Origin of the sequence: Thermocatellispora tengchongensis (assembly GCF_014202315.1) — a bacterium.
GTDB classification, from domain to species: Bacteria; Actinomycetota; Actinomycetes; order Streptosporangiales; family Streptosporangiaceae; genus Thermocatellispora; species Thermocatellispora tengchongensis.
The window spans coordinates 569,517-593,951 of record NZ_JACHGN010000005.1; the positions used below are offsets into that span (position 1 = coordinate 569,517).

The 24,435-nt window shown below is 72.9% G+C and carries 21 protein-coding genes; 11 read left to right on the plus strand and 10 right to left on the minus strand.

Annotation, left to right across the window (positions count from 1 at the left end; all coding sequences use genetic code 11):
- The first annotated feature begins 44 nt into the window (after nt 1-44).
- On the plus strand, nt 45-593 hold the full coding sequence (locus HNP84_RS14705) for a TetR family transcriptional regulator (protein WP_185050212.1): 549 nt from the start codon (nt 45-47) through the stop codon (nt 591-593).
- 155 nt (nt 594-748) lie between these two features.
- Here the strand turns inward: HNP84_RS14705 and HNP84_RS14710 are convergent, their stop codons facing one another.
- Both HNP84_RS14710 and HNP84_RS14715 read right to left on the minus strand, forming a co-directional pair.
- Complete coding sequence (locus HNP84_RS14710) at nt 749-2,830, minus strand: protein kinase domain-containing protein (protein WP_185050213.1); 2,082 nt, start codon at nt 2,828-2,830, stop codon at nt 749-751.
- 99 nt (nt 2,831-2,929) lie between these two features.
- Entirely contained in the window at nt 2,930-3,757 is an 828-nt protein-coding gene (locus tag HNP84_RS14715; protein ID WP_185050214.1) for an LLM class F420-dependent oxidoreductase, read from the minus strand.
- Between the two features lie 125 nt (nt 3,758-3,882).
- Here HNP84_RS14715 and HNP84_RS14720 point away from each other — a divergent pair, with 125 nt between their 5' ends.
- Genes HNP84_RS14720 through HNP84_RS14740 form a run of 5 tightly spaced genes read left to right on the plus strand, consistent with a single transcriptional unit; the run spans nt 3,883 to nt 7,986 of the window.
- Entirely contained in the window at nt 3,883-4,674 is a 792-nt protein-coding gene (locus HNP84_RS14720) for an alpha/beta fold hydrolase (RefSeq protein ID WP_185050215.1), read from the plus strand.
- On the plus strand, nt 4,671-5,921 hold the full coding sequence (locus HNP84_RS14725) for an LLM class flavin-dependent oxidoreductase (RefSeq protein ID WP_185050216.1): 1,251 nt from the start codon (nt 4,671-4,673) through the stop codon (nt 5,919-5,921). Before HNP84_RS14720 ends, HNP84_RS14725 begins: the two co-directional genes overlap by 4 nt.
- Nucleotides 5,922-5,932: 11 nt before the next feature.
- Entirely contained in the window at nt 5,933-6,817 is an 885-nt protein-coding gene (locus tag HNP84_RS14730) for a TIGR03619 family F420-dependent LLM class oxidoreductase (RefSeq protein ID WP_185050217.1), read from the plus strand.
- Nucleotides 6,818-6,826: 9 nt separating this feature from the next.
- Nucleotides 6,827-7,585 carry a HipA family kinase gene (locus tag HNP84_RS14735; protein WP_185050218.1) on the plus strand — a complete coding sequence of 253 codons (759 nt, stop codon included), beginning with the start codon at nt 6,827-6,829 and terminating at the stop codon, nt 7,583-7,585.
- Nucleotides 7,582-7,986 carry a DUF3037 domain-containing protein gene (locus HNP84_RS14740; protein WP_185050219.1) on the plus strand — a complete coding sequence of 135 codons (405 nt, stop codon included), beginning with the start codon at nt 7,582-7,584 and terminating at the stop codon, nt 7,984-7,986. The genes HNP84_RS14735 and HNP84_RS14740 overlap by 4 nt, the downstream gene beginning before the upstream one ends.
- Here HNP84_RS14740 and HNP84_RS14745 read toward each other — a convergent pair.
- From HNP84_RS14745 to dxr, 4 genes are all read right to left on the minus strand, one after another.
- A complete protein-coding gene (locus HNP84_RS14745) occupies nt 7,967-8,809 on the minus strand; it encodes a GNAT family N-acetyltransferase (RefSeq protein ID WP_185050302.1) in 843 nt (280 codons plus the stop codon). The two genes, HNP84_RS14740 and HNP84_RS14745, sit on opposite strands and share 20 nt — an antisense overlap.
- A 99-nt stretch (nt 8,810-8,908) precedes the next feature.
- Nucleotides 8,909-10,489 carry an alpha/beta hydrolase gene (locus tag HNP84_RS14750; RefSeq protein WP_312924804.1) on the minus strand — a complete coding sequence of 527 codons (1,581 nt, stop codon included), beginning with the start codon at nt 10,487-10,489 and terminating at the stop codon, nt 8,909-8,911.
- Nucleotides 10,490-10,851: 362 nt separating this feature from the next.
- A complete protein-coding gene (ispG, locus tag HNP84_RS14755; protein WP_185050220.1) occupies nt 10,852-12,015 on the minus strand; it encodes a flavodoxin-dependent (E)-4-hydroxy-3-methylbut-2-enyl-diphosphate synthase in 1,164 nt (387 codons plus the stop codon).
- 190 nt (nt 12,016-12,205) lie between these two features.
- Nucleotides 12,206-13,417, minus strand: coding sequence for a 1-deoxy-D-xylulose-5-phosphate reductoisomerase (dxr, locus tag HNP84_RS14760; protein ID WP_376771880.1), 1,212 nt, complete (start codon nt 13,415-13,417; stop codon nt 12,206-12,208).
- Nucleotides 13,418-13,898: 481 nt separating this feature from the next.
- Here dxr and HNP84_RS14765 point away from each other — a divergent pair, with 481 nt between their 5' ends.
- Both HNP84_RS14765 and HNP84_RS14770 read left to right on the plus strand, forming a co-directional pair.
- Entirely contained in the window at nt 13,899-14,942 is a 1,044-nt protein-coding gene (locus tag HNP84_RS14765) for a trypsin-like serine peptidase (protein WP_312924807.1), read from the plus strand.
- Between the two features lie 51 nt (nt 14,943-14,993).
- Nucleotides 14,994-16,016 carry a trypsin-like serine peptidase gene (locus tag HNP84_RS14770; protein ID WP_185050223.1) on the plus strand — a complete coding sequence of 341 codons (1,023 nt, stop codon included), beginning with the start codon at nt 14,994-14,996 and terminating at the stop codon, nt 16,014-16,016.
- Nucleotides 16,017-16,031: 15 nt separating this feature from the next.
- Here HNP84_RS14770 and HNP84_RS14775 read toward each other — a convergent pair whose 3' ends face one another.
- A complete protein-coding gene (locus HNP84_RS14775; RefSeq protein WP_185050224.1) occupies nt 16,032-17,459 on the minus strand; it encodes an aldehyde dehydrogenase family protein in 1,428 nt (475 codons plus the stop codon).
- Nucleotides 17,460-17,687: 228 nt separating this feature from the next.
- On the opposite strand from HNP84_RS14775, the gene HNP84_RS14780 reads away from it, so the two are divergent.
- The gene (locus tag HNP84_RS14780) at nt 17,688-18,314 is read left to right on the plus strand and encodes a TetR/AcrR family transcriptional regulator (RefSeq protein ID WP_185050225.1); all 627 of its coding nucleotides are present in this window, start codon (nt 17,688-17,690) and stop codon (nt 18,312-18,314) included.
- Nucleotides 18,315-18,358: 44 nt separating this feature from the next.
- Here the strand turns inward: HNP84_RS14780 and HNP84_RS14785 are convergent, their stop codons facing one another.
- Nucleotides 18,359-19,819, minus strand: a complete 1,461-nt coding sequence (locus tag HNP84_RS14785; protein WP_185050226.1) for a PucR family transcriptional regulator — start codon at nt 19,817-19,819, stop codon at nt 18,359-18,361.
- Nucleotides 19,820-19,929: 110 nt separating this feature from the next.
- Between HNP84_RS14785 and gabT the strand changes: the two genes are divergently transcribed.
- Together gabT and HNP84_RS14795 are read left to right on the plus strand one after the other, a co-directional pair.
- Nucleotides 19,930-21,318, plus strand: a complete 1,389-nt coding sequence (gene gabT / locus HNP84_RS14790; RefSeq protein ID WP_185050227.1) for a 4-aminobutyrate--2-oxoglutarate transaminase — start codon at nt 19,930-19,932, stop codon at nt 21,316-21,318.
- 168 nt (nt 21,319-21,486) lie between these two features.
- Complete coding sequence (locus HNP84_RS14795) at nt 21,487-21,744, plus strand: hypothetical protein (protein ID WP_185050228.1); 258 nt, start codon at nt 21,487-21,489, stop codon at nt 21,742-21,744.
- A gap of 26 nt (nt 21,745-21,770) precedes the next feature.
- Here HNP84_RS14795 and HNP84_RS14800 read toward each other — a convergent pair whose 3' ends face one another.
- Together HNP84_RS14800 and HNP84_RS14805 are read right to left on the minus strand one after the other, a co-directional pair.
- Nucleotides 21,771-22,976 (minus strand): saccharopine dehydrogenase family protein, encoded by a 1,206-nt coding sequence (locus HNP84_RS14800; RefSeq protein ID WP_185050229.1) that lies wholly within the window; start codon nt 22,974-22,976, stop codon nt 21,771-21,773.
- Between the two features lie 224 nt (nt 22,977-23,200).
- Nucleotides 23,201-24,406: an extracellular solute-binding protein gene (locus HNP84_RS14805; protein ID WP_185050230.1), complete on the minus strand. Its 1,206-nt coding sequence runs from the start codon at nt 24,404-24,406 to the stop codon at nt 23,201-23,203.
- Between the last annotated feature and the right edge of the window lie 29 nt (nt 24,407-24,435).

The following is a 24,435-nucleotide window of genomic DNA, read 5'->3' on the forward strand; positions in this document are numbered from 1 at the left end:
GCGCGACAAATCCGGAAATCGGTAACTCATCGGGAAATGAGACGATGACCACACTCGACCGCGGCGACGAGACGCGGACCAGGATTCTGCAGGCCGCGTGCCGGCTGTTCGCCGAGCGCGGCTACGCCGCCACGTCCCTGGCCGACATCGCCGCCGAGGTGGGGCTGACCAAGACCGCGGTCGCCTACCACTTCCATCCCAAGGACCGCCTCGCCGCCGAGATCATCGCCCCCGCGGCGGGCGAGGCGCTGGCCCTGGTGGACACGGACTTCGGCGCCGACCACGAGGCGCTGATCGACGCGCTGGTGCGGTTCCTGGTCCGGCACCGGGCGATGATCCGGCTGCTGATGGAGGACATCAGCGGCGCCGACATCCCGCAGCCGGGCACGAACCGCGACGCCATCCGGGCCTTCCGCGACGAGATCGAGCTCAAGCTCGCCGGCCCCGACCCCACCGAGGCCGACCACCTGCGCGCCTGGGCGATCCTGGGCGCGCTGCAGTACGGCGTGGCCAAGACCATGGACCTGCCCGACGAGACCGTGCGCGAGACCCTGCGCGCCGCGGTCCTGGCCCTGCACGCCTCCCGCCCCTGACCCTCAGGGCCGGGGCCGACCGCCTCACCCGGCCGTCGCACCGGGCCGTCGCACCGCGCCGTCGCACCGCGCCGTCTCACCGCGCCGTCGCACAGGGCCGTCTCACCGCGCCGTCTTTTCAGGGCCGGCCAACCCGGCCGTCGCACCGGGCCGTCTCATCGGGCCGCGGCGCGGGCCTCCACGGCGTCCTGTCCGTCGGTGCCGGTGTCGTCGGCCGGATCACCGGCGCGGCCGTCGGCCGGGTCGTCGGTGGGCTCGCCGGCGGTGTCGTCGGTCGTGCCGCCATCGGGGTCCTCGGGGTCCGGGCCGGGCGACTCGCCGGGGCCGGAGCTGCCCTCGATGCCCACGGTGAGCACGACGATGGCACCCTCCTTGGCGCACACGCCCGCGCCGACGCTCTGCGCCAGCACCGCGTCCACCTGCTGCTGGTCCTGCACCACCTGCCCCTGGAGCCGTACGGTGAAGCCGGCCGCGCTCAGCGTGCGCCGGGCCTCGGCGCGGGGGCCGCCGACCACCGAGGGGACCGGCACGCCGCGCTGGGCCACCTCCAGCGCCACCGCCGCGCCGCCCGCCACCCGCGTGCCCGCCGCGGGCGTGCTGGACAGCACCTGACCGGCGGGCGCGCTCACGGTGCACATCCTGGTGACCCCGCCCACGGTCAGCCCGGCCGAGGTGATCGCCGCCGTGGCCGCCCGCCGCTGGAGCCCCACCACCGGGGGCACCTTCAGCCCGGCCGACACGCTCAGGCTCACCCGCGATCCGGTGGCCACGGCCGTGCCCGGGGCGGGCTCGGCGGCCAGCACCCTGCCGATCCTCTTGTCCGAGTCCACCTGGGTGACCGGCCCGGCGACCAGGCCGGCCCGCTTGAGCGCGCGCAGCGCGCCCGCCCGGTCCAGCCCCAGCAGCTCGGGCACGGTCACCGTGGCCGGTCCCTGTGACGTCACCGGTGGCGCCGCCCGCCGGGCCGGCTGAGGCGGCGCCACCTCCGGGATGGTCTCCTCACCGGCCGGCCCGGTCCTCTCCCCCGCTGCCGGGCCGGAGGGGGCCGCGGTGACCTTGGCGGTGCCGTCGCCCCCGCCGCGCCGCTCGTCGGCCGAGGTCAGGGCGGGCACCAGCACCGCGACCAGCACCGCCGCGCTCACCAGCAGGGCCCCGGACACCGCCATGGACACCCGGGTCGCCGCCCGCCCGGGATGCGTCCGCTCGGCCGAGGCCACGGACGGCGCGGACACGGGGGACCGCGAGACCGAGGACCCCGAGGGCGCAGAGGCCCCGAAGGACCCTGAAGCCCCTGAGGACCCGGAGGACCCCGGCCCCGAGGAGAGCGGCACGGCGGCGGACGCGGCGGCCTCCAGGAGGGAGTCACGCGGGGTGGGCGCGCGTCCGGGCAGGTCGGCGGGCTCGCCGAGCAGGGCGAGGAGGAGGTCGCGGCTGGTGGGGCGGTCGGCCGGGTCCTTGGCCAGGCAGCGCTCGACCAGCTCGCCCAGGCGGCCGGGCACCTGGGAGGTGTCGGGGCGGGCGGTGAGGATGCGGTGCAGGACCGCGGCGATGGAGTCCTGGCCGAAGGGGGCCTGGCCGGTGGCGGCGAAGCAGATGGTGGCGGCCCAGGCGAACACGTCGGCGGCGGCGGTGACGTGGCGGCCCTCGACCTGCTCCGGCGCCATGTACGCCGGCGTCCCCGCGCCGCGCCCGCTCAGCGTGGCCGAGGCGTCCAGGGCCCGCGCGAGCCCGAAGTCGATCACCCGGGGGCCGTCCGGGCCGAGCAGCACGTTCTGCGGCTTGAAGTCGCGGTGCACGATCCCCGCCCGGTGGATGGCGGCCAGGGCGGTCGCGGTGCCGATGGCGAGGCGTTCCAGCGCGCCCTCCGAGCGCGGCCCGGCCACGGCCACGTCGCGGTGCAGCGAGGGCCCGTCCACGTACTCGCTCACGATGTACGGGCGGCCCTCGGCCACCCCGGCGTCCACCACCTGGGCGGTGCAGAACCGGGCGACCTGCTTGGCCAGCTCGACCTCGCGCAGGAAGGCGGCCTCGTCGTCGCCCACGGGCTGGTGCAGCAGCTTGACCGCGTACCGTTCGGCCCGCAGCCCCACATCCTCGGCGCGCACGCCGAGATAGACCGTGCCCTGCCCGCCTTCACCCAGGCGGCCGGCGAGTTCGTAGCCGCCGAGCCTTACCGGGTCCCCCGTCCTGAGCGGCTGCGCCTGCGGCACGGGCAGCCTCCCCTCGCCGCCACTCATGTCCGACGACTCCACTCAAAGGGAGGGATTCGCCCTAGTCAACCAGCAAGCGCCGCATGTAACCATTTGCGCATATCTATCTCGTCATATGGCAAGCAACTACAAGTAGCGGGTGTAGTTGTCCAGAGAGGTCAGGATGATGTCGGCGTTCGCGGAGGGAAGCTGCAGCACCGTCTCCTCGATCCCCAGCCCCGCGTAGTAGTCCAGCTTCTCCCGGCTCGGCACGGTGCCGAACGGGATCACCGAGGCCATCGGGCGCCCGGCCTTCTCGCACGCCTCGCGCAGCGCGGGCAGGGCCGCCTTGACGCCCCGGCCGCCGATCGGCATCCAGCCGTCGGCGTACTCGGCGATGTGCGCGAACAGCTTCGGGCCGGCCGCGCCGCCGAGGTAGACGGGCGGGCCGCCAGGGCGGTGCGGCTTGGGCCAGGACCAGGACGGCTCGAAGCGCACGTGCCGGCCCTCGTAGCCGGCCACGTCCTGGCTCCACAGCGCCTTCATCGCCAGCACGTGCTCGCGCGCGACCTCGCGGCGGCGGGCGTACGGGACGCCGTGGTCCTCGATCTCCTCCACGTTCCAGCCGAAGCCCACCCCGAGCACGAAGCGCCCGCCGCTGAGGTGGTCCAGGGTGGCGATGGCCTTGGCCGTGACCAGGGGCTCGCGCTGCGCGGCGAGCAGGATGCCGGTGCCGATCCCGATGCGCTCGGTCGCGGCGGCGGCGAAGGACAGCGCCACCAGCGGGTCGAGGGTGCGGCGGTACTCCTCGGGCAGCTCGACCTGGCCGGCGGCGGGCGGGGTGCGGCGCGAGACGGGGATGTGGGTGTGCTCGGGCACGTACAACGAGGAGAACCCGCGCTCCTCCGCCGCGCGGGCCAGGTCGGCGATCGGCATCGACACATCCGTGGCGAACACGGTCACACCCAGCCGCATGCGGCACCTCCCACTGATCTCTGCCTCTCGCTAACCAAGCGATTGCTCGGTATCATACCGGCGGCGGCGCGCGCCCCGCGTTCAGCGTAAGCCGGTCGCCCCGGTAACGGGAGGAGGACTCGACGATGCCGTACGCCGACCTCGGCGAGGCGCGGCTGTTCTACACCGACGACGGAACCGGCGAGACGACGCTGCTGCTCGTCCACGGGCTGGGCGCCGACTCGCACGAGTGGGTCCACCACATCCCCGCCCTGCGCGAGCGCCACCGGGTGATCGCCGTGGACCTGCGCGGGCACGGCTACTCCTCCGCGCCCCCGTCGGGCAACGAGCCCCGGGCCATGGCCGCCGACCTGCTGAAGCTGTGCGACGCCCTGGGCGTGGCCCGATGCGTGCCGGTCGGGCACTCCATGGGCGGCCACGTCGTCGTCCACCTCGCCGCCGAGCGGCCGGAACTGGTCCCCGCCCTGGTCGCCGTGGACGCCGGATACGGCTTCGCCGGCGCGGTCGCCGCCGCCTTCCCCGGCATGATCGCCGCGATGCGCGCCGACGTGCACGAGGCGAGCCTGCGCAACGACGAGTGGACCGCGACCCCGGCGACGCCCGCGTGGATCCGCGAGTGGCACCGCCGCCGCATCCTGGCCACGCCGCCGCACGTGCTGCTGCAGGCGTTCGAGGGCATGTTCGGCGGGGAGGACGCGCTCGGCCTGCGGCACAACGCGGGCCCCCACCTCGCCCGGCTGGCCTGCCCGGTGCTCAGCTTCCGGTTCGACCGGGAGCACGCGGCCTGGGAGGCCGGGGTGTTCAAGGACCCGCGCTCGCGGGTCGTGCTGTGGGAGGGCAGCGGGCACCGGCTGCACGAGGAACGCCCGGCGGAGTTCGTACTTGTCCTGACCGAGTGGCTAAGGAGCCTGCAGTGAAGTTCGCGATCTTCCTCAACCCGCAGATCCCCGGGTCCGGATACAGCCAGGAAGCCAACGCCGTCGCCAGGCGCCCCATCGGCCGGGACACCGAGTCGTACCAGAAGCTGCTGCACGAGGTGCGCGAGATCGCCGTGCACGCCGACCGGATCGGCTTCGACGCGCTGATGATGACCGAGCACCACTTCCACTCCGAGGGCTTCGAGTTCTCCGTCAACCCGCTGATGTTCCTCACCGACCTGGCCGCGCGCACCGAGCGCATCCTGCTCGCCCCGCTCGGCATCGTGCTGCCCGCCTGGGACCCGATCCGGGCCGCCGAGGACGTGGCGCTGCTCGACCAGTTCTGCAAGGGCCGGCTCCGGCTCGGGGTGGCCCGCGGCTACCAGAACCGGTGGATGAACGTGCTCGGCCAGCGCTGGAAGGCCGCGGCGGCCCGCTCGGACGGCTCGGCGGCCGACACCCGCAACTTCGACGTGTTCGGCGAGGTCCTGCAGATCATGAAGATGGCCTGGACCCAGGACACGCTGCGCTACAAGTCGGAGGTCCTGGACTACGAGGTGCCCTCGCCGTACGAGGGGATCGAGGGCTGGCCGGCGCTGGAGTGGACCAGGACCTTCGGCGCCCCCGGCGAGGTGGACGAGCAGGGCCGCATCCGCGCGGTGTCGGTGTGCCCCAAGCCGTACCAGTACCCGCACCCCGAGCTGTGGCAGCCGTTCACGATCTCCGACCGCTCGGTGGTGCGCGCGGCGCAGGAGGACATCCTGCCGTGGATGTTCACCCCCAACCCGGACGAGCACGCCGCCAAGGCCCGCCTGTACCAGGAGGAGTCGGCCAAGTGCGGGCGGCACTACAAGCTGGGCGAGCACACCGGCATCCTGAAGATCGTCGGCATGGCCGACACCCGCGAGGAGGCCATCGCGACCTACGGGCACGGCATGCAGAAGGACTTCGCCGCGTTCTTCGGCCCCTTCGGCTACCTGGAGGTGCTGCGCAAGAAGGAGGACGACAAGCACAAGCCGATCAGCCCGGAGAAGGGCGACTACCGCCGGATGAGCGAGGTCGAGATGGCCCTGCTCGGCGGGCCCGACGACGTCAAGCGGGGCATCCAGCGGCTCCTGGACCGCATGCCCGACCTGGAGTGGTTCGGACTGTTCATGCAGGGACAGCAGGGCGTGCTCCCGCTGGACACCGTCAAGCGGAACCTGGAACTGTTCGCCACCAAGGTCATCCCGGAGTTCGCGGACTGAGGGGGGCGACCGTGCGGTTCTGGCTGGGCGCCTCGTTCACCCCCACCGACCAGTACGTCGAGCTGGCCCGCGCCGCCGAGCGGTGCGGCTTCGACACCTTCACCCTCTCCGACCACATCTTCCACACCGACTTCGCCTCGCCGTACCCCTACTCCGACACCGGCCGCCCGCGCTGGACCGCCGAGACCCACTGGCCCGAGGTGTGGGTCACGATCGGCGCGATGGCCGCGGTCACCAGCACCCTGCGCTTCTCCCCCAACGTGTACGTCGCCCCGGCCCGGGACCTGTTCACCGTGGCCAAGCAGGTGGCCACCGCCGCCGCGCTGTCCGGCGACCGGATCACCTTCGGGGTGGGCGTCGGCTGGTGCGCCGAGGAGTTCGCCCAGACCGGCCAGGACTTCCACACCCGCGGCAGACGGCTCGACGAGATGATCCCGGTGCTGCGCGCCCTGTGGGCCGGCGGCCAGGTCGAGCACTCCGGCACGCACTACGCCTTCCCGCCGCTGTCGATCGCCCCCACCCCGTCGAAGCCGGTCCCGGTCTACATCGGCGGCGACAGCGAGGCCGCCCTGCGCCGCGCCGCCCGCCTCGGCGACGGCTGGATCGGCAACCGGATCTACACCGAGGAGCAACTCGACCAGGTCCTCACCTCGCTCCGCCGCCACCTGAAGGACCACGGCCGGGACGAGGACGCCCTGGACATCGTCGCGCCGCTGGCGGTGCTGCCCGACCCGGCGACGTACCGCCGCTTCGAGGACAAGGGCGTCACCGCCACCCTCGCCGCCCCCTGGTGGCTCGCCACCCCCGAGGAGCGCGCCGCCCACCCCAAGGGCTCCCTCTCCCTCAAGCTCGCCACCATGGAACGCTTCGCCGAGGAGGTGGTCGCGCGGGTATAACCTGCCTGGGTGGATGTGATCACGGCGACCCGGTACGTCGTGCCGCTGCGAGAGGGCGGCTCGCTGCCGGGGATCGTCGAGGCGGACGATCTGGGCACCTACGTGGTGAAGTTCCGGGGCGCCGGGCAGGGTGTGCCGGTGCTGGTGGCCGAGATCATCTGCTCCGGGCTGGCCCGCGGGCTCGGCTTCAGGACCCCCGACCTGAAGCTGATCGAGATCGACGGCCGGCTCGGCGCGCGTGAGCCCGACGAGGAGATCCAGGACCTGCTCAAGGCCAGCGAGGGGCTGAACCTCGCGGTGGACTTCCTGCCGGGCGCGCTCGGGTTCGAGCCGCTGGCCTGGAAGCCCGACCGCGCCCTCGCCGCGCGGCTGGTCTGGTTCGACGGGCTGATCCACAACGTGGACCGGAGCTGGCGCAACCCCAACCTGCTCGAATGGCACCGCAACGTGTGGCTTATCGACCACGGCGCGGCACTGTGGTTCCACTACAACTGGCGCACCGCCGACCCGCAGCGCCCCTTCGACCCCGGCGATCACGTGCTGGCCCCGTTCGCGAGCGCGGAGGCCCTGGCCGAGGCGGGCGCCGAGCTGAGCGCGCTGGTCACCCGCGACCTGCTGGAGGCGGTGATCGCCGAGGTGCCCGAGGAGTGGCTGGTGCGCGCCGGCGGGGGCGGCGACGCCCGCGCCGCGGGCGAGGCGTACATCGAGCACCTTCTCGCCCGCGCGCACGGCCCGCGGGCCTGGCTGCCGGAGGGGGGCGCGCGATGAAGGCGGTCTACGAGTACGCGCTGATCCGCGTGGTGCCGCGGATCGAGCGCGGCGAGCTGATCAACGCGGGCGTGATCGTGTACTGCCAGCCCCGCGACTACCTGTGCGCGAAGGCCGAGCTGGACGAGGCGCGGCTGCTCGCGCTCGACCCCGGGGCCGACGTCACCGCCGTGCGCCAGGCGCTGGCGGTGTACGAGCGGGCCTGCGGCGACGACACCCCCGGGCCGCTGGCCCGCGAGTCGCGCGGCGGCCGGTTCCGCTGGCTGACCGCCCCGCGCAGCACGGTCGTCCAGGCCGGGCCGGTGCACGCCGGGCTGACCGACGACCCGGCCGCCGAGCTGGAGCACCTGTTCGCCCGCCTGGTCCGCGCGCCGGGCGCGGTCAGAACAGCACCGAGGTGAAGGTGCCGACCTCCTCGAAGCCCACCTTGCGGTAGACCGCCCGCGCGGGCGCGTTGAAGTCGTTGACGTACAGCGTGACCAGCGGCGCGAAGCAGCCGAGCGCCTGGATGACCAGTGCCGACATGCCGGCCGCCGCATGCCCCTTGCCGCGGTGCTCGGGGTGCACCCACACGCCCTGGATCTGGCACGCCTGCGGGGTGACCGCGCCGATCTCGGCCTTGAAGATCACCTTGCCGTTGTCGATCCGGGCGTACGAGCGGCCGATGCGGATCAGCTCGGCCACCCGGGTCCGGTACAGCGCGCCGCCGTCGCCCGTGTCGGGCGAGATGCCCACCTCCTCGGTGAACATGGCCACGCAGGCCGGGAGCAGGATGTCGAACTCCTCGGGGCGCACGCGGCGGACGTAGGGGTCGGGCGGCACGCGGGGCGCGCCGGAGATCGTCATCACCGGCTGCGCCCACCGTACGGCCCGCGCCGGCCCCCAGTGCGGTTCGAGCAGCTCCCACAGCGGCTCCACCGCCTCCCGGGGACCCACGATGGACGAGCAGCGCCGCCCCTGGCGGCGGGCACGGTCGGCGAAGGCCAGCACGGCCTCACGGCCGGCGTTCACCGGCACCAGGTTGGCGCCGGCGTAGCACAGGGAGGTCATGGCCCCGCGCGGGCCGAACCCCCACATCTGGCCGCCGAGCCGGGCCGGGTTCAACCCGACGGACCTGACCCGCGAGGCGACGAAGACGTTGGCGACCGGATCGGTGTCGAGGATCGCGAGGACCTCGTCCCGGTCGTTGTCGTCGAGCACGCGCGACGCCGATGTACGCAGCATCACGCGCCAAGCGTACGCGACCTCCTTCAATTTGGCAGGAACCGCCCCAGACCCCTCGTGTTGTCGCCCGTCGTCATCGCCCTTGGCTCAGGTCGCGGCTCAGGCCGCGGCCTTGTCGGCCGGACGCGGCGCGGCGTTGGCAGGGCAGCTCGCGTCGGGCCCGGCGACCGGGCGGACATGGCTCGCCGGCAGCGTGCCGTCACGCAGGTACGCCGCGAGGTGCCGGTCCACGCACGCGTTGCCGCCCAGGGAGACGCCGTGGTTGCCGCCGGGCTCGACCACCATGCGCGCGTTCGGGAAGAGCCTGCGCATCCGCAGCGCCCCCTCGTACGGCGTGGCGGCGTCGCGGCGCGACTGCAACATCAGCACCGGCGGCAGCTTGGGGCTCGCCGTGATCCGCGGCGGGGTGCCGCCCGGCACGCTCCAGAACGCGCACGGCGCGTTGTACCAGGCGTTCGGCCAGGTCATGAACGGCGCGGCGCGGTTCACCCGGATCATGTCGGCGCGCCAGGAGTTCCAGTCGCGCGACCAGGTGGAGTCGCGGCACTGCACCGACAGGTAGACGGCGTAGCCGTTCTCCTCCTTGGGGCCGTTCTGCGCGTGCTTTCGCTGCGCCTCGACCAGCTTCCCGCCGTCGCCCTGCCGGACGTACGCCGAGAAGGCCGCGGCCAGCTCGGGCCAGACCGTGTTGTTGTAGCCGCCGACGGTGAAGATGTCGTCCAGCTCGCTCGGCCCGATCACCTTGCCGGCCGGGTGGGCGCGCAGCCGGTCGCGCATGGCGTAGTAGGCCACGCGCACCGCCTCGGGGTCGTCGCCCAGCCGGTAGACCGCGTTGTGCCGGGCCACCCAGGCGAGGAAGTCGCGGTGGCGGCGCTCGAAGGCGTAGTCCTGGGCGATGTTGGAGGAGTACCAGTCGCCGGCGGGATCGACGACGCTGTCGAGCACCAGGCGGCGGACGTGGCCGGGGAACAGGCTGGCGTAGACGGCGCCGAGGTAGGTGCCGTACGAGTAGCCGAAGTAGCTGATCTTCTGCTCGCCGAGGGCGGCGCGGATCACGTCGATGTCCCTGGCGACGTGCTCGGTGGACATGTACGGCAGCATCCACGCCCACCGGGAGCCGCACGCCTGGGCGTAGGCGCGGGCGCGGCCGACGAGCACGGCTTCCTCGGCCGCGTTCCTGGCCACGGCGTCGGGACGCGGCGCCTTGAAGTACCGCTTCGGATCGACGCAGCTCAGGGCCGGGACGCTCTGCCCGACGCCGCGCGGGTCGAAGCCGATCACGTCGTACCTGCCGATGACGCCGGCGGGCAGGGTGCGCGCGATGTACTTGGCCAGTTCGAGCCCGGACGCGCCCGGCCCGCCGGGGTTGATCAGCAGCGGCCCGAGGTGGTCGCGGCCCCGGGTGGCGGTGCCCTTGATCCGGTTCAGCGCGATCTTGATCTTCTGGCCCTCGGGGTGCCGGTGGTCGAGCGGCACCCGCAGCCACGCGCACTCCACGACCTGCCCGTCGGCGGCCGGCTCGGGACAGGGCCGCCACTCCAGGCCCGGCGCCCGCGCGACGTCGGGCCCCGGCGCCGCGGCGCCCCCGCCCGCGGGCGCCGCAGCGGCGGCGCCGTTGTGCGCACAGATCCCGGTTACCAGCAGCGTCATGCCCGCCGCGATGCCGACGACTCGCTTCACTCGACAGCTTCCCCTCTGCTCAAATGACAGAGGTGATATTCCACTACGTGACGGCCCCGCTACGCCTCGCCCGCAAGACGCTTGCCATCATGTAATCAACACATTGCTGTCTGTAGCCGAATCCGCCGGTCGTAACCGCACGCCCCCGGGGGGCCGAACCCCCGCGACGACAGTGCGACCGCCTCAGGACCGAAGCCCCGCGACCGTCGGTGCACGACCGTCTCAGGACCGAAGCCCCGCGACCGTCGGTGCACGACCACCTCAGGACCGAAGCCCCGCAGCCGTCGGTGCACGACCACCTCAGGACCGAAGCCCCGCAGCCGTCGGTGCACGACCACCTCAGGGCCGAGGCCCCGCGACCGTCAGTGCACGACCACCTCAGGGCCGGCGCCCTCGCCGTCCGCGTCGACCTCGATGCCCATGCTCTCGGCCAGGCGCAGGGCCTCCTCGATCAGGGTCTCGACGATCTGCGACTCGGGCACCGTCTTGACGACCTCGCCCTTGACGAAGATCTGGCCCTTGCCGTTGCCGGAGGCGACGCCGAGGTCGGCCTCGCGCGCCTCGCCGGGGCCGTTGACGACGCAGCCCATCACGGCCACCCGCAGCGGCACCTTCAGCCCGTCGAGCCCGGCGTGCACCTGCTCGGCCAGGGTGTACACGTCCACCTGGGCGCGCCCGCAGGAGGGGCAGGAGACGATCTCAAGGCCGCGCTCGCGCAGGTTGAGCGACTCCAGGATCGCGATGCCGACCTTGACCTCCTCGACCGGCGGCGCCGACAGCGAGACCCGGATCGTGTCGCCGATGCCCTCGGCCAGCAGCGCCCCGAACGCCACCGCCGACTTCACCGTGCCCTGGAAGGCCGGGCCGGCCTCGGTGACGCCGAGGTGCAGCGGGTAGTCGCACTTGGCGGCGAGCTGCCGGTACGCCTGGATCATCACGACCGGGTCGTGGTGCTTGACCGAGATCTTGATGTCGCGGAAGCCGTGCTCCTCGAACAGCGAGCACTCCCACAGCGCCGACTCGACCAGCGCCTCGGGGGTGGCCTTGCCGTACTTCCGCAGCAGCCTGGGGTCGAGGGAGCCCGCGTTCACCCCGATCCTGATCGGCACGCCGTTGGCCGCGGCGGCCCGCGCGATCTCGCCCACCTTGTCGTCGAACTTCTTGATGTTGCCCGGGTTGACGCGCACCGCGGCGCACCCGGCCTCGATGGCGGCGAAGACGTACTTCGGCTGGAAGTGGATGTCGGCGATCACGGGGATCTGCGACTTGCGGGCGATGACCGGCAGCGCGTCGGCGTCGTCCTGCGAGGGCACCGCCACGCGGACGATCTGGCAACCCGCGGCCGTCAGCTCGGCGATCTGCTGCAGGGTGGCGTTCACGTCGGCGGTCACGGTCGTCGTCATCGACTGCACGGACACGGGAGCGTCGCCGCCCACCGGAACCGAGCCGACCATGATCTGCCGCGACCTCCTGCGCTCGGCGAGGGGACGCGTCCGCACGGAGGGAATCCCAAGATCAACAGACATCTCAGCACCTTGACTGGTTGGCGACGCGGCCTGCCTGACAGCCGCACTTTCCGGACGCCCCAAGTCTAGGTAGTCCAGAAGGCCGCGGTTCCCGCCTGTGGAGCACGTCACCGCCCTGCCGTGAGGAGTTCATCTCCCCCAAGCCACCCACACTTCACCACAAACCCAGAAATATCGCGAACCCCGGCGGTCACCTGGCGACCAGCTCGCCGGCGCGCGCCCGCGCCCAGGCGTCGGCGTCCAGGATCTCCTCCACGGAGTCGGCCGGAGCGGGCGTGTGCGCCGCGACCACCTCGGCCACAGTGTCGACGATGCCGAGGAACGGCAGCCGCCCGGCCCGGAACGCCTCCACGCACACCTCGTTGGCCGCGTTGTACACCGCCGGCGCCGTGCCGCCCGCCGTGCCGACCTGCCGCGCCAGCGCGACCGCCGGGAACGCCTCGTCGTCCAGCGGCTCGAAGGTCCAGGTGTGCGCGCTCGTCCAATCGACCGCCGGCGCCGCCCCGGGCACCCGCTCGGGCCACCCCAGCGCCAGCGAGATCGGCAGCCGCATGTCGGGCGGGCTCGCCTGCGCGATGGTCGAGCCGTCGGTGAACTCCACCATCGAGTGGACCACCGACTGCGGGTGCACCACCACCGTGATCCGGTCGAACCCGATGTCGTAGAGCAGGTGGGCCTCGATGACCTCCAGCCCCTTGTTCACCAGCGTCGCCGAGTTGACCGTGATCACCGGCCCCATCGACCAGGTGGGGTGCGCGAGCGCCTGCTCCGGCGTCACCCCGGCCAGCTCGGCCCGGGTGCGTCCGCGGAAGGGCCCGCCGCTGGCCGTCACGATGAGCCTGCGCACCTGCCGCGCGCCGACCTGCCCGTCGTACCCCCACGGCCCGTCGGCCCACAGGCACTGCGCCAGCGCCGAGTGCTCGGAGTCGACCGGCACCAGCATCCCCGGCTTGGCCAGCCGCTTCACCAGCGGCCCGCCCATGATCAGCGACTCCTTGTTGGCCAGCGCCAGCACCCGCCCCGCCTCCAGCGCCGCCAGCGTCGAGGACAGCCCCAGCGCCCCGTCGATGCCGTTCAACACGACATCGCACGGCCACGCCGCCACCTCGGCCACCCCCTCGGCCCCGGCCAGCACCTCGGCCCGAGCCCCCAGCCCCGCCAGCGCCTCCCGCAACCGCGGCACCACCCCGGCATCGGCCACCGCCACGACCTCGGCCCCGAACTCGGCCGCCTGCCGCGCCAGCAGATCCACCCGCCCGCCACGCGCCGCAAGCCCCGCGACCCTGAACCGCCCCGGGTTGCGCGCTATGACATCGAGCGCCTGAGTGCCGATCGACCCGGTAGACCCGAGCAGGACAACACGACGACTGCTATCTGGCTGCACCGCCCCATTGTCCCGCACCCCCTCACCCCCCGCAGCCCGACCGCAGGAGCGCGCACCTGCCGGCAGGGTACGGGGCAGCCGCTTCGGGCGAAGGGCGCCGAGGGCGGGTGTCACCCCGGGCACGGAGAGGGGTGTCACCTGAGGGAGCGCGGGGGCGGGTGGGGGGTGAGGGCCGCTGGCGCGTGAGCAGGGCTGGAGGTGACTGCCTGGGCTGCGTGCCGGGTCGCGGCTCGCCGTCGCCGGGGCTCTGGGCGTCGCTTTCGGCCCTCCGGGGGGTCGGGGTTCCGTCTGGCACATATATCGGATTTGTGCCAGTGACTATGGAATATCAGTATAGAAAGTACGGACGCCCGAGACCCCCGTTAATGCTGTGGTTGATGTCCGAATTCACCTATATCTTTCTCGGCGAATACTGAGCAATAGGGATATCTCCCCTACTAACGTCCGCAGTCAGCAAATCCGGTCTCGGGAGGTATACATGCACCGCACGGCACGTATCGTGCCCATTCTCACCCTTGTCGCCGGAGGGGCCCTGCTGAATGCGGGCGTCGCGCATGGCGCTAGTGGCGCGTCCGGCGTACAGGAGACGCGGGCACCGAAGCCGATCTCCAGGGAGGCGGCGGACACCAGGACCGAGCAGCGTACGGTCGCGAGCTACTGGACCGAGGCGCGGATGGAGGCGGCCACGCCGATCGACGTTCTGGCCAAGAGGACCAACGGCGTGCAGTTCAGCGCCTCGGTGGGGGCGCCGGCGAAGGGGCGGGTGAGTGGGGGGTCGCCGTTGACGGTCACGCCGACCGCTCCCGGCAGCGCCGCCAGGCTGGCGCCGGCTCAGGCGCAGCAGGCCGCCGCGCCCAACAGCTCGGGGACCGCGTGGACCCGGGGCGGCGCGGTGACGATGACCACGGGACGGATCTTCTTCACCTACCAGGGGCGCAACGCCTCGTGCTCCGGCAGCGCCGTGACCAGCGCGAACAAGAGCGTCGTGCTGACGGCCGGGCACTGCGTGAAGCTGGGCGGCGCCTTCCACTCCAACTGGGTGTTCGTGCCCGGCTACAACGAGGGCGAGCGGCCCCACGGCACCTGGGTGGCCACCAGGCTGATCACCACGCCGGGCTGGAACTCGCGCGAGGACGTCAACGGCGACATGGCCGCCGCCGTGGTGGCCCCGCTGGACGGCAAGCTGCTCACCGACGTGGTGGGCGGCCAGGGGGTGGCGTTCAACCAGGGGCGGCGTCAGCAGATGTACTCCTTCGGCTATCCCGCCTCCGGCCGGTACGACGGCTCGCGGCTGATCTACTGCTCCGGGCGGGCCTTCGACGACTTCCTGCTCTCCCAGGGAATCGGCCTGACCTGCAACATGACCGGCGGTTCGAGCGGCGGTCCATGGCTGCTGAACTTCAACGAGTCCACCGGCCTCGGCACCCTCAACTCGGTGAACAGCTTCAAGTACAACTTCTCCCCGAACTGGATGTTCGGTCCCTATTTCGGGACCGAGGCGAAGGCCGTCTACGAGGCCGCGCAGCGCGGCGACGCCACGTGATTGACGCAAAGTAGCGACAAGAGCACCGCCCGTAGTACAGACTCGGGTCATATGACCCCGAGCCTCCCCCTGCTCGCCGCCGCGTCGCTGGTGGCGGGCGTCCTCACCCTCCCCACCCCCCTTTCCGCGGGCGACCTTTCCGCGGGTGACGTCGTCGAGCGCGTGGGCGCGAGCACCGCGAGCGAGCGGCACCGTGTGCTGGCGTACTGGACGCCGCGGCGCATGGCCGCCGCCACTCCGCTCGGCCTGCTCGACCTGCCCGGTTCGCTGCGCGCGATCGGCGGCGCGCTCGCCAGGCCCGGCCTGCTCGGGGCGCTCGCGGGCGCCCCGCGGGCCGGCGCCCGCCCCGAGCCCGAGCCGGCACGCCGGCGGACCGCCGGGCGCGAGGCGATCACCGCCGGCTCCCAGTGGACGGCGGGCGGCGTGGTCGGCCGTACCACCGGGCGGGTGTTCCTCACGCTCAACGGCGCCGACTTCGTGTGCAGCGCGAGCACGGTGCGCAGCGCCAGCAAGGACGTCGTCATCACCGCGGGCCACTGCGTCAAGGACGGCGCGGGCGCGTGGGCCGAGAACTGGACCTTCGTGCCCGGCTACCACGAGGGCGCCAAGCCGTACGGCTCCTACACCGCCCGCCGCCTGTTCGTGGCGGGGCCGTGGGCGCGCCAGGCCGACGACGACCACGACGTGGCCATGGTGGCGCTCAACAGCGACGGCGGCCGGCACGTCGCCGACGCCGTGGGCGCGCAGGAGATCTCCTTCGCGCCGGTGCGCGGCGCGCAGACCTACGGCTTCGGCTTCCCCGCCGAGCCGCCGTACGACGGGGAGCGCCTGTACTACTGCGCGGGCCGCCCGCGCCCCGACCCGTACGGCGGCACCGAGGACCAGGGGCTCGGCTGCAAGCTGACCGCGGGGGCGAGCGGCGGGCCGTGGCTGACCGGCTTCGACCCCAGGACCGGCCACGGCACGATCACGTCGGTGAGCAGCTTCAAGTACCTGGACGACCCGAACACCATGTACGGTCCCACGTTCGGGCCGTCCACCCGTGAGCTGTTCGCGACCGCCGAGCGCGCGTGAGGGTCAGCGTGAGGGTCAGAGCGTCAGGCCGGTCAGCACCATCACCTTGTCGTAGGTGTAGTCGGCCATCGCCGACCGCAGGCCCTCGCGGCCCACGCCGGAGTCCTTGATCCCGCCGTACGGCATCTGGTCGGCGCGGTACGACGGCACGTCGCCGATGATCACACCGCCCACCTGGAGCTCCCGGTTGGCGCGGAAGGCGATGTCGAGCGAGCGGGTGAAGACCCCGGCCTGCAGCCCGTACGCCGAGTCGTTGGCCGCGGCGAACGCCTCGTCCACGCCGGCCACCCGCTGCAGCACCATGACCGGGCCGAACACCTCCTCGCGGCACACCTTGGCGTCGGCGGGCGCGTCGGCCAGCACGGTCGGCGCGTACGTCGCGCCGTCGCGCGTGCCGCCGGTGAGCACCTTCGCGCCGCCCTCGACCGCCTCGGCCACCCACTGCTCGACCCGCTCGGCCGCGGCGGTCGAGACCAGCGGCCCCACCTGGGTCTTCTCGTCGGCCGGGTCGCCCACGACCAGGGCGTTCACGGCCGGGATCAGCCGCTCGACGAAGGCGTCGTACACGGCGTCCTCGACGATCACCCGCTGCACCGCGATGCAGCTCTGCCCGGCCTGGTAGTTGGAGAACAGCGCGATCCGGGCGGCGGCGAAGTCGAGGTCGGCGTCGGCGAGCACGATCGCCGCGGCGTTGCCGCCGAGCTCCAGCGTGACGTGCTTGCGCGGCACCCGGTCGCCGATCGCGTAGCCGACCGGGGCGGAGCCGGTGAACGACACCACGGGCAGCCTGGGGTCCTCCACCAGGGCGGCGGCGCGGTCGTTGGGCACCGGCAGCACCGAGAACATGCCCTCGGGCAGGCCGGTCTCGGCCAGGATCTCGCCGAGCAGCAGCGCCGACAGCGGGGTGGCGGGCGCGGGCTTGACGATCACGGGCGCGCCGACCGCGATGGCGGGGGCGACCTTGTGCGCGACCAGGTTCAGCGGGAAGTTGAACGGCGTGATGGCGAGCACCGGCCCGTGCGGGACCCGGGTGACGTACGCGATGCGGCCGGCCGCCGCAGGCTCGGTGTCCAGGCGCTGCACCTCGGCCCCGGACCTGCGGGTCTCCTCGGCGGCGAAGCGGAAGGTCGCCACGGCGCGGGCGACCTCGGCCCGCGCCCAGAAGATCGGCTTGCCGTTCTCGGCGCTGATCAGCCGGGCGATCTCGTCGGCACGCTCGGCGAGGCGGCGCGAGACATGCGCGAGCGCCTCGGCCCGTACGTGCACGGGCAGCGCGGCGGCCTCCTTCTGCACGGCGTCCGCCGCGGCGACGGCCTGCTCGACCTGCTCGGCGGTCGGGACCGAGGCGCGCCCGACCACGCGGTCGTCGACGGGGTTGGTCACGGTGAGCTCGCCGTCGCCGGTGGCGGGACGCCCGGCGAGCCAGAAGGGGCGTACATCCATGGCTCCGACGCTATGCCACCGCCACCGCACCGGGCTTTACTCCAGATCGCACAATCCACGCGTCCTACCCCACCGGTGCGGCTAATAGAACTTTTCCCCACTAGGTGTAACGAAATCCACCCCAAATCTGGATGTTTCTTCATGTAAGGCGGTTTGAACTTTCCGTAGGTTGGTTAAGTCATCTGTGCGGGTCACGTGCGGGGCCCCTGACCAGAAGGGCGTGACCTCATGACCTCGTCGGCGCCGCTTGGACTCCAGGGCGCCTATCTGCTCGGCGAGCGCAGCTCCCATGACGAGCTGCGCACACGTCTGCTCGACGTCGCGGGCGAACTGCTGCTCACCCACGGCCCCGACGGCCTGTCGATGCGCCGCATCGCCACCGAGGCCGGCTGCTCCACCACGGTCATCTACACCATGTTCGGCAGCAAGGAGGGCCTGGCCGAGGCTCTCTACCTGGAGGGCTTCGAGCGCTTCCGCCGCCGCCTGGAAGCGGTGCCGCCCCGCAAGGACCCCTTCGAGTACCTGACGGCCCTCGGCCCGGCCTATCGCGAGGCGTGCCTGTCCGAGCCGGCGTACTACAGCCTGATGTTCGAAAAGGCCATCCCCGGCTTCGAGCCCAGCGAACGCGCCCGCACCCTCGCCAGGGCCGCCCTGAACATCTTCGACCGGGTGATCGCCGACTGCATCTCGGCGGGCTACATCATCCCCACCCAGCCCCGCAAGATCGCCGACGCCCTCTGGGCCGCCGCCCAGGGCGCCATCAGCCTGGAACGCGCGGGCCACCTGCGCGACTCGCGCACCTACGACGCGGTCACCACGGCCACGATCTGCTGCTACCTCGTGCGCAAGGAGTAGAGCACCCCTGCGGCGCATGCTCCTCACAGGAGGAGCTCCGGCGTTCAGCTGTGGGCGCGGGTTATGAGCAGGGCCATCAGGAGTTCGGCTCTGGTGGCCGGGTCGTCCAGGTCGCGGTTCAGCAGGTCCGTCACGCGGCGCATGCGGTAGCGGAGGGTGTGGCGGTGGATGCCCAGGCGCTGGGCGGCGGCGTCCCAGTGGCCGTTGGCGTTGAGGTAGGCGTGCAGGGACTCCAGCAGGTCGGTGCGGGTGCCGTGTTCGTGGAGGGGGGCCAGGAGCGCGGTGGCGAAGGCGTCGGCGGCGCTGGGGTCCAGGAGGCTGAGCAGGCCCTGGCCGGGGATGTCGGCGAAGCGCATGACGGAGGTGCCGGACCTGCGGGCGGTGGTGAGGGCGCGGTCGGCCTGGGCCAGGGCGGCGGGGAGGGTCTCGGGGGTGGCGGGGTCGCTGACGCCCACGGGGGCGTGCAGGCCGAGGGCTTCGGCCACGTCGTCGGTGCGGGCGGCGGGGACGAGCAGGACGGTGCGGTCGTCCAGGGCGGCGGTGAAGGATTCTCCCCCGGCCTCGCCGGCGATCTCGGGCCCGGCCGGGGTGACGATCACCGAGAGGTCGCCCTCGGGGAGGTGATCGCCCAGGGCGGCCAGGGTGTCGCGGGCGGCGTCGAGCCTGCCGTCGAGGAGCAGGCGCAGCACGGCGGAGCGTACGCGGCGTTCGGCGACCGGGCGGGCGGCCCGCTGCTCCAGGGCCAGGGTGAGCAGGGAGCAGGCGACGTTGACGATGGTGTGCGCGATCGGGGAGAAGGACCGCTCGGCGCCGACGGCGAAGAAGCCGCGTACGCGGCGGGCGGCGCCGAGGGGCTGGAGGATGACGTGGACCCCACGCTCGGAGACGGCCATGCTCGCGGTGCCGCCCTTGAGCCGGGTCAGCTCGGGACGCAGGGCCTCCGCGTGGGCCTCGCCGCCTCCGGCTGCGGCGAGCACCGCGCCGGAGGGGTCGAGCAGGACGGTCCAGCCGCCGATCTCGGCCGCCAGGCGGGCGACGACGGCGCCGATGCCGTCGGGCAGCAGGGCGGCGCGGGTCAGGCGGCCCTGGGCGGCGAAGGCGCGGGTCAGCTCCTCGTACTGCTCGGCGGCGAGCAGGTCGCTGACCGCCTTGCCGATCGCGACGAAGGGGGTGTCGCGCGGCACCTCGACCAGGGGCAGGCCGGCGTCGGCGGCGGCGCGTACCAGGGTGGCGGGCACCTCCTCGTGGCCGAGGCCGACGCCGAAGCCGATGCCGGTGACCTCGCGGCCGACCAGCCGGGCGACGTACGGCACCGCCGCCGCCTCGTCGTCGCGCAGCCGCATGCCGGTGGTCAGCACCAGTTCGCCGCCCTCCAGGAACGGCGTGGGGTCCTCCAGCTCGCTGACCGCGACCCAGCGCACCGGCCGGTCCATCCGCTCGGCGCCCGCGAGCACGCGCAGGTGCAGGGCCGCGATCGCGACCACCCGCCGCAACGTCGGTGCCACCCGGTTCCCCCTGCGTGCCCACGGGTTGTACATCCTGCACAACCCGCTCGGGCCCAGTCTGCCATAGTGCAGCATCGGCACCGGAGGCGCCCGCACGTAGCTTCGACGGTATGAGCGGCTTGACCTCCTCTTCCCCTGCCTCCATCGACTCCGCGGCCTCCCGGGGCGGCCCCGGACTGCCGCAGGAGCGGCGCGTCGTCACCGAGATCCCGGGCCCGAAGTCGCGGGAGATGTTCGCGCGCAAGCAGGCCGCCGTGCCGCCGGGCATCGGCACGACGCTGCCGGTCTTCATCACCAGGGCGGGCGGCGGCGTCGTCGTGGACGCCGACGGCAACTCACTGATCGACTTCGGCTCGGGCATCGCGGTGACCAGCGTGGGCAACGCGAACCCCCGGGTGGTGGAGCGGGCGGGGCGGCAGCTCGCCGACTTCACCCACACCTGTTTCATGGTCACTCCGTACGAGTCGTACGTGGCGGTGTGCGAGAAGCTGAACCAGGCCACGCCGGGCGACCACGAGAAGCGTACGTTCCTGGTCAACACCGGCGCCGAGGCCGTGGAGAACGCGGTCAAGGTGGCCCGCCACGCGACCGGCAGGCAGGCGGTGGTGGTCTTCGAGCACGGCTACCACGGCCGGACCCTGCTCACGATGACGCTGACCGCCAAGAACATGCCCTACAAGCACCGGTTCGGGCCGTTCGCGCCGGAGGTCTACCGGGCCCCGCTCGCGTACCCGTTCCGCTGGCCGACCGGCAGGGAGAACTGCGCCGAGGAGGCCTTCGCGCAGACCGTGGACATGATCGAGAAGCAGGTCGGCGCGGAGAACGTGGCGGCCGTGGTGATCGAGCCGATCGCGGGCGAGGGCGGGTTCATCGAGCCGGCCCGCGGGTTCCTGCCGCGGCTGCTGGAGTACTGCCGGGCCAACGGGATCGTGTTCATCGCCGACGAGGTGCAGACGGGCTTCGCGCGTACCGGGCACCTGTTCGCGTGCGAGGACGAGGGCATCGTGCCCGACATCATCACCACGGCCAAGGGCATCGCGGGCGGCCTGCCGCTGGCGGCGGTGACCGGCCGGGCGGAGCTGATGGACAAGGTGCACGTCGGCGGGCTGGGCGGCACGTACGGCGGCAACCCGGTGGCGTGCGAGGCGGCGCTGGCGGTGTTCGAGACGATCGAGCAGGAGGACCTGGTGGGCCGGGCCCGGCACATCGGCTCGATCATGCTGCCCCGGCTGCGGGCGCTCGCCGAGCGGACCGGCATCATCGGCGACGTGCGCGGGCGCGGCGCGATGATCGCGATCGAGCTGGTACGGCCGGGCACCAAGGAGCCCGACCCGGCCGCGACCGCCGAGATCGCCAAGCGGTGCCACGCGGAGGGGCTGCTGGTGCTGACCGCGGGCACGTACGGCAACGTGCTGCGCTTCCTGCCTCCGCTGGTGATGCCGGATCACCTGCTCGACGAGGGACTGTCAATCCTGGAGAAGGCCATCACCGAGGTTTAGATCACCACAAAGCGGGCACCCGGCTTCGTGCCTGGGTGCCCCTTTTGTCGTTATTTGGCAAGTGGGGCACCCGGGATTTAACCCCACCTTGACGCGCAACAAAGCGATCACGGACGGAAGCGGGGTTATAACGGTTCCGATATGAGGCGAGCGATCAGGGGAAGCGCGATGAACTGGGATCCGAGCGGCGCGGCGCGGATCGTGTTGACGTTCGACCCCGAGGGCCTGACGTGGGCGCAACGCGACGGCGAGGCGTGCGTCGTGTGCCACAAGAAGTGGCCGCGGCCCCGGATCAGGGTCGGGCGCCTGCCCGACAGCGCCACCGTGCTCGCCTGCCCCGACTGCGCCGAGGCCCTGTGCCCGCCGACGGCGGGAGACGTGGTGGTGTCCTTCCCCACCCGCCGCCGCAGGGCCGCCGTGCACTGAACCCGCGCTGAGGCCCTCCCCGCGGGTCAGCCGCCCTCGCGCAGGCCCCAGGGCGAGCCGTACTCGGTGAGCAGGTCCAGGAACGGCACCGCGTCGAACGCCTCCGGCCCGAGCACGCCCGTCCCCTTCCACACCCCGCCCGCGACCAGCTCCAGGGCCACCACCGGGCAGACCGCGGTCTGCCAGACGACCGCCTGGCTGCCGTACTCCTCCATCGACCACTCGTTGTCCACCACGTGGTACAGGTAGACCTCGCGGGAGCCGCCGTCCGCGCCGGTGCCGCGCACCCAGGTCCCGGCGCAGGTCTTGCCGCGCATCCGGTCGCCGAGCGTGGCCGGGTCGGGCAGGCAGGCGGCCACCACGTCGCGCGGCGCCACCCGCACCCCGCCGACCGCGACCTCGTCCGTACGGTCCAGGCCCAGCTTGTGCAGGGTGCGCAGCACCCCGATGAACTCCCTGCCCAGGCCGTACTTGAAGGTGACCCGCCCGGCGTCCACCCAGCGCGGGATGAGCAGGACCTCCTCGTGCTCGACGTTCACGCACTCGACCGGGCCGATGCCCTCGGGGAAGTCGAACACCTCCGGCTCGCTGAACGGCGCGGTCGTGCGCCACCCGCCGTTCTCCCAGATCACCGGCGGGTTCAGGCACTCCTCGATGGTGGTCCAGATGGAGAAGGTGGGGGCGAAGTCGTAGCCGTCCACGACCAGGTTCGCGCCGTCCCTGACGCCGATCTCCTCGATGCGGGAGAACAGGTGGTCGGCGGCGTACCGGGCGAAGACGTCGGACAGGCCGGGCTCGACGCCCATGCCGACCAGCGCCAGCCGTCCCGCCCCGCGCCAGGCGCCGTCCAGTTCGAACTGCTCGTCGCCGAGCTTGACCCCGGGCAGCTCGTACGGCCGCTCGGGGTGCGGCCGGGACAGCGACATGGCCATGTCGAGATAGTCGGCCCCGGCGGCGAGCGCGGCCCGGAACAGCGTCATCGCGAAGCGCGGGTCCACGGCGTTGAACAGCACGCCGCAGCGGTGCTCGCGCAGCGCGGCCTCCACCGCCCGCCCGTCGGAGGCGTCCAGGGTGATGGCGCTGAAGCGCGGATCGCCCACGGCGGCGACGACGGCCTCGGCCCGTCCCGGCCGGTTGTCGGCGACCACGACGTGCTCGAAGAACTCCCGCCGCGCGGCGATCCCGACCGCGGCGGCGCCGACGCCGCCGGCTCCCACAAGCAGAATCCTCATACCGGCACCGTACACTGACTAGTCATTCAGTCAATGAAGCGGGCGCGGGATGGCGGCGGCCGGAGAAACGAAGGGGCGCTCCGGGGCGGGGGGTGCTCCCGGAGCGCCGGCAGGCGCCGCCCAGCGGGGGGATAGGGCGCGCCCGCGGTCTTCGCGCACGCCGGAGGCGTGCCACACCGGGGAGGCGGCACACGATGGCACGGCGCGGGTAAAGGGACCCCCGCCTAGTCCACCAGGGTGCGCCAGCGGCTCTCCCATTCGGTGTAGTCAGTGCATTCCCCGTCTTGGCCGCCGCAATCCCCCGATGGGCGAACGGCAAAGGAAACCCGGTCCAGCCAGGCGTCCTCGCCCACGTGGAAGGCGGCGCAGACGCGCCCGGCGCGGCCGTTGCAGGCGTCGGGGTCGGCGGGGGCCAGCCCGGTCCAGGCGGCGGCCTGGCGTTGCACGTCGGTGGAGCTCATCCAGGCCAGCCACCGGTAGGCGCAGTTGGGGTGGGCGGCCTCCGCGGAGATCATCCAGGCGTCGGCGCGGCCGGGCATCCGCCCGCCGGTCACCGCGCGCACCTGCCGGCCCGCCGCCCGCAGGAGCTGCAGATCGTACGGCGTCGCCTGCGCCGCCGCGAGATCGCCCGTCGCGAACCCCTCGATGACGTCCAGGGAGTCGAGGAAGTAGGACCGCTCGTCGCCGTCGCGCTCGGCCAGCAGCGCAACCGCCCGGTCGAGCTGCTCGCGGGTGAGCTGGTACGGGTCCTGCACGCCGAGCGCCAGCGCCGCGGCGGCGATGGTCAGCGGATCGTCGCGCAGGGCGGTGGCGCCGCCCGCGGTGAACAGGCCGCGCCAGTCCTTCGGCCCGCCCTCGTCGTAGAGGACCTGGTCGGCGGACCACAGGAACGGCACTCCGTACGTCTTGCCGTCGCGGGTGTAGGCGGGCAGCGAGCGCAGCCGCTTGGGCATCTCGTGGAAGCCGGGCACCAGCGCGGTGTCGATCTGCCTGACCTTGCCCTGCCCGATCAGCAGCCCGGCCAGCTCCGGCGAGGCCGACACCACGTCGTAGGACTTCTCGGCGTACCGCTGCGCCAGCTCGGCCGGGGTGCGCACCTGGTCCAGGGTGGTGACCCGGCAGCCGCTCTCGCGCTCGAAGGCGGCCACCCAGTTGGCCCTGCTGTCGGTGCCGCCGTACTCGACGTAGCCGCGGTAGCCCAGCACGGTGATCTGGCCCTCGCCCTCGCCGATCGAGGGGGTCGGGGTGGGCGTCGGAGTCGCGGCCTTGGATGCGATCCGGGCCGAGGCGGCGGGGGGCGAGGTGTCGGCAGTGTGTGAGGTCTGCGCGGTGGCCGTGCCGCATGCCGCCAGGGCGAGACAGCACGCTCCGGCCAGCGCCGCCACTCGCCCGCCCCGCATCACCCGCTCGCCCCTCTCACCGCTCGGCATCGACTGTGGGGAGCCTACCGGCGAAACGC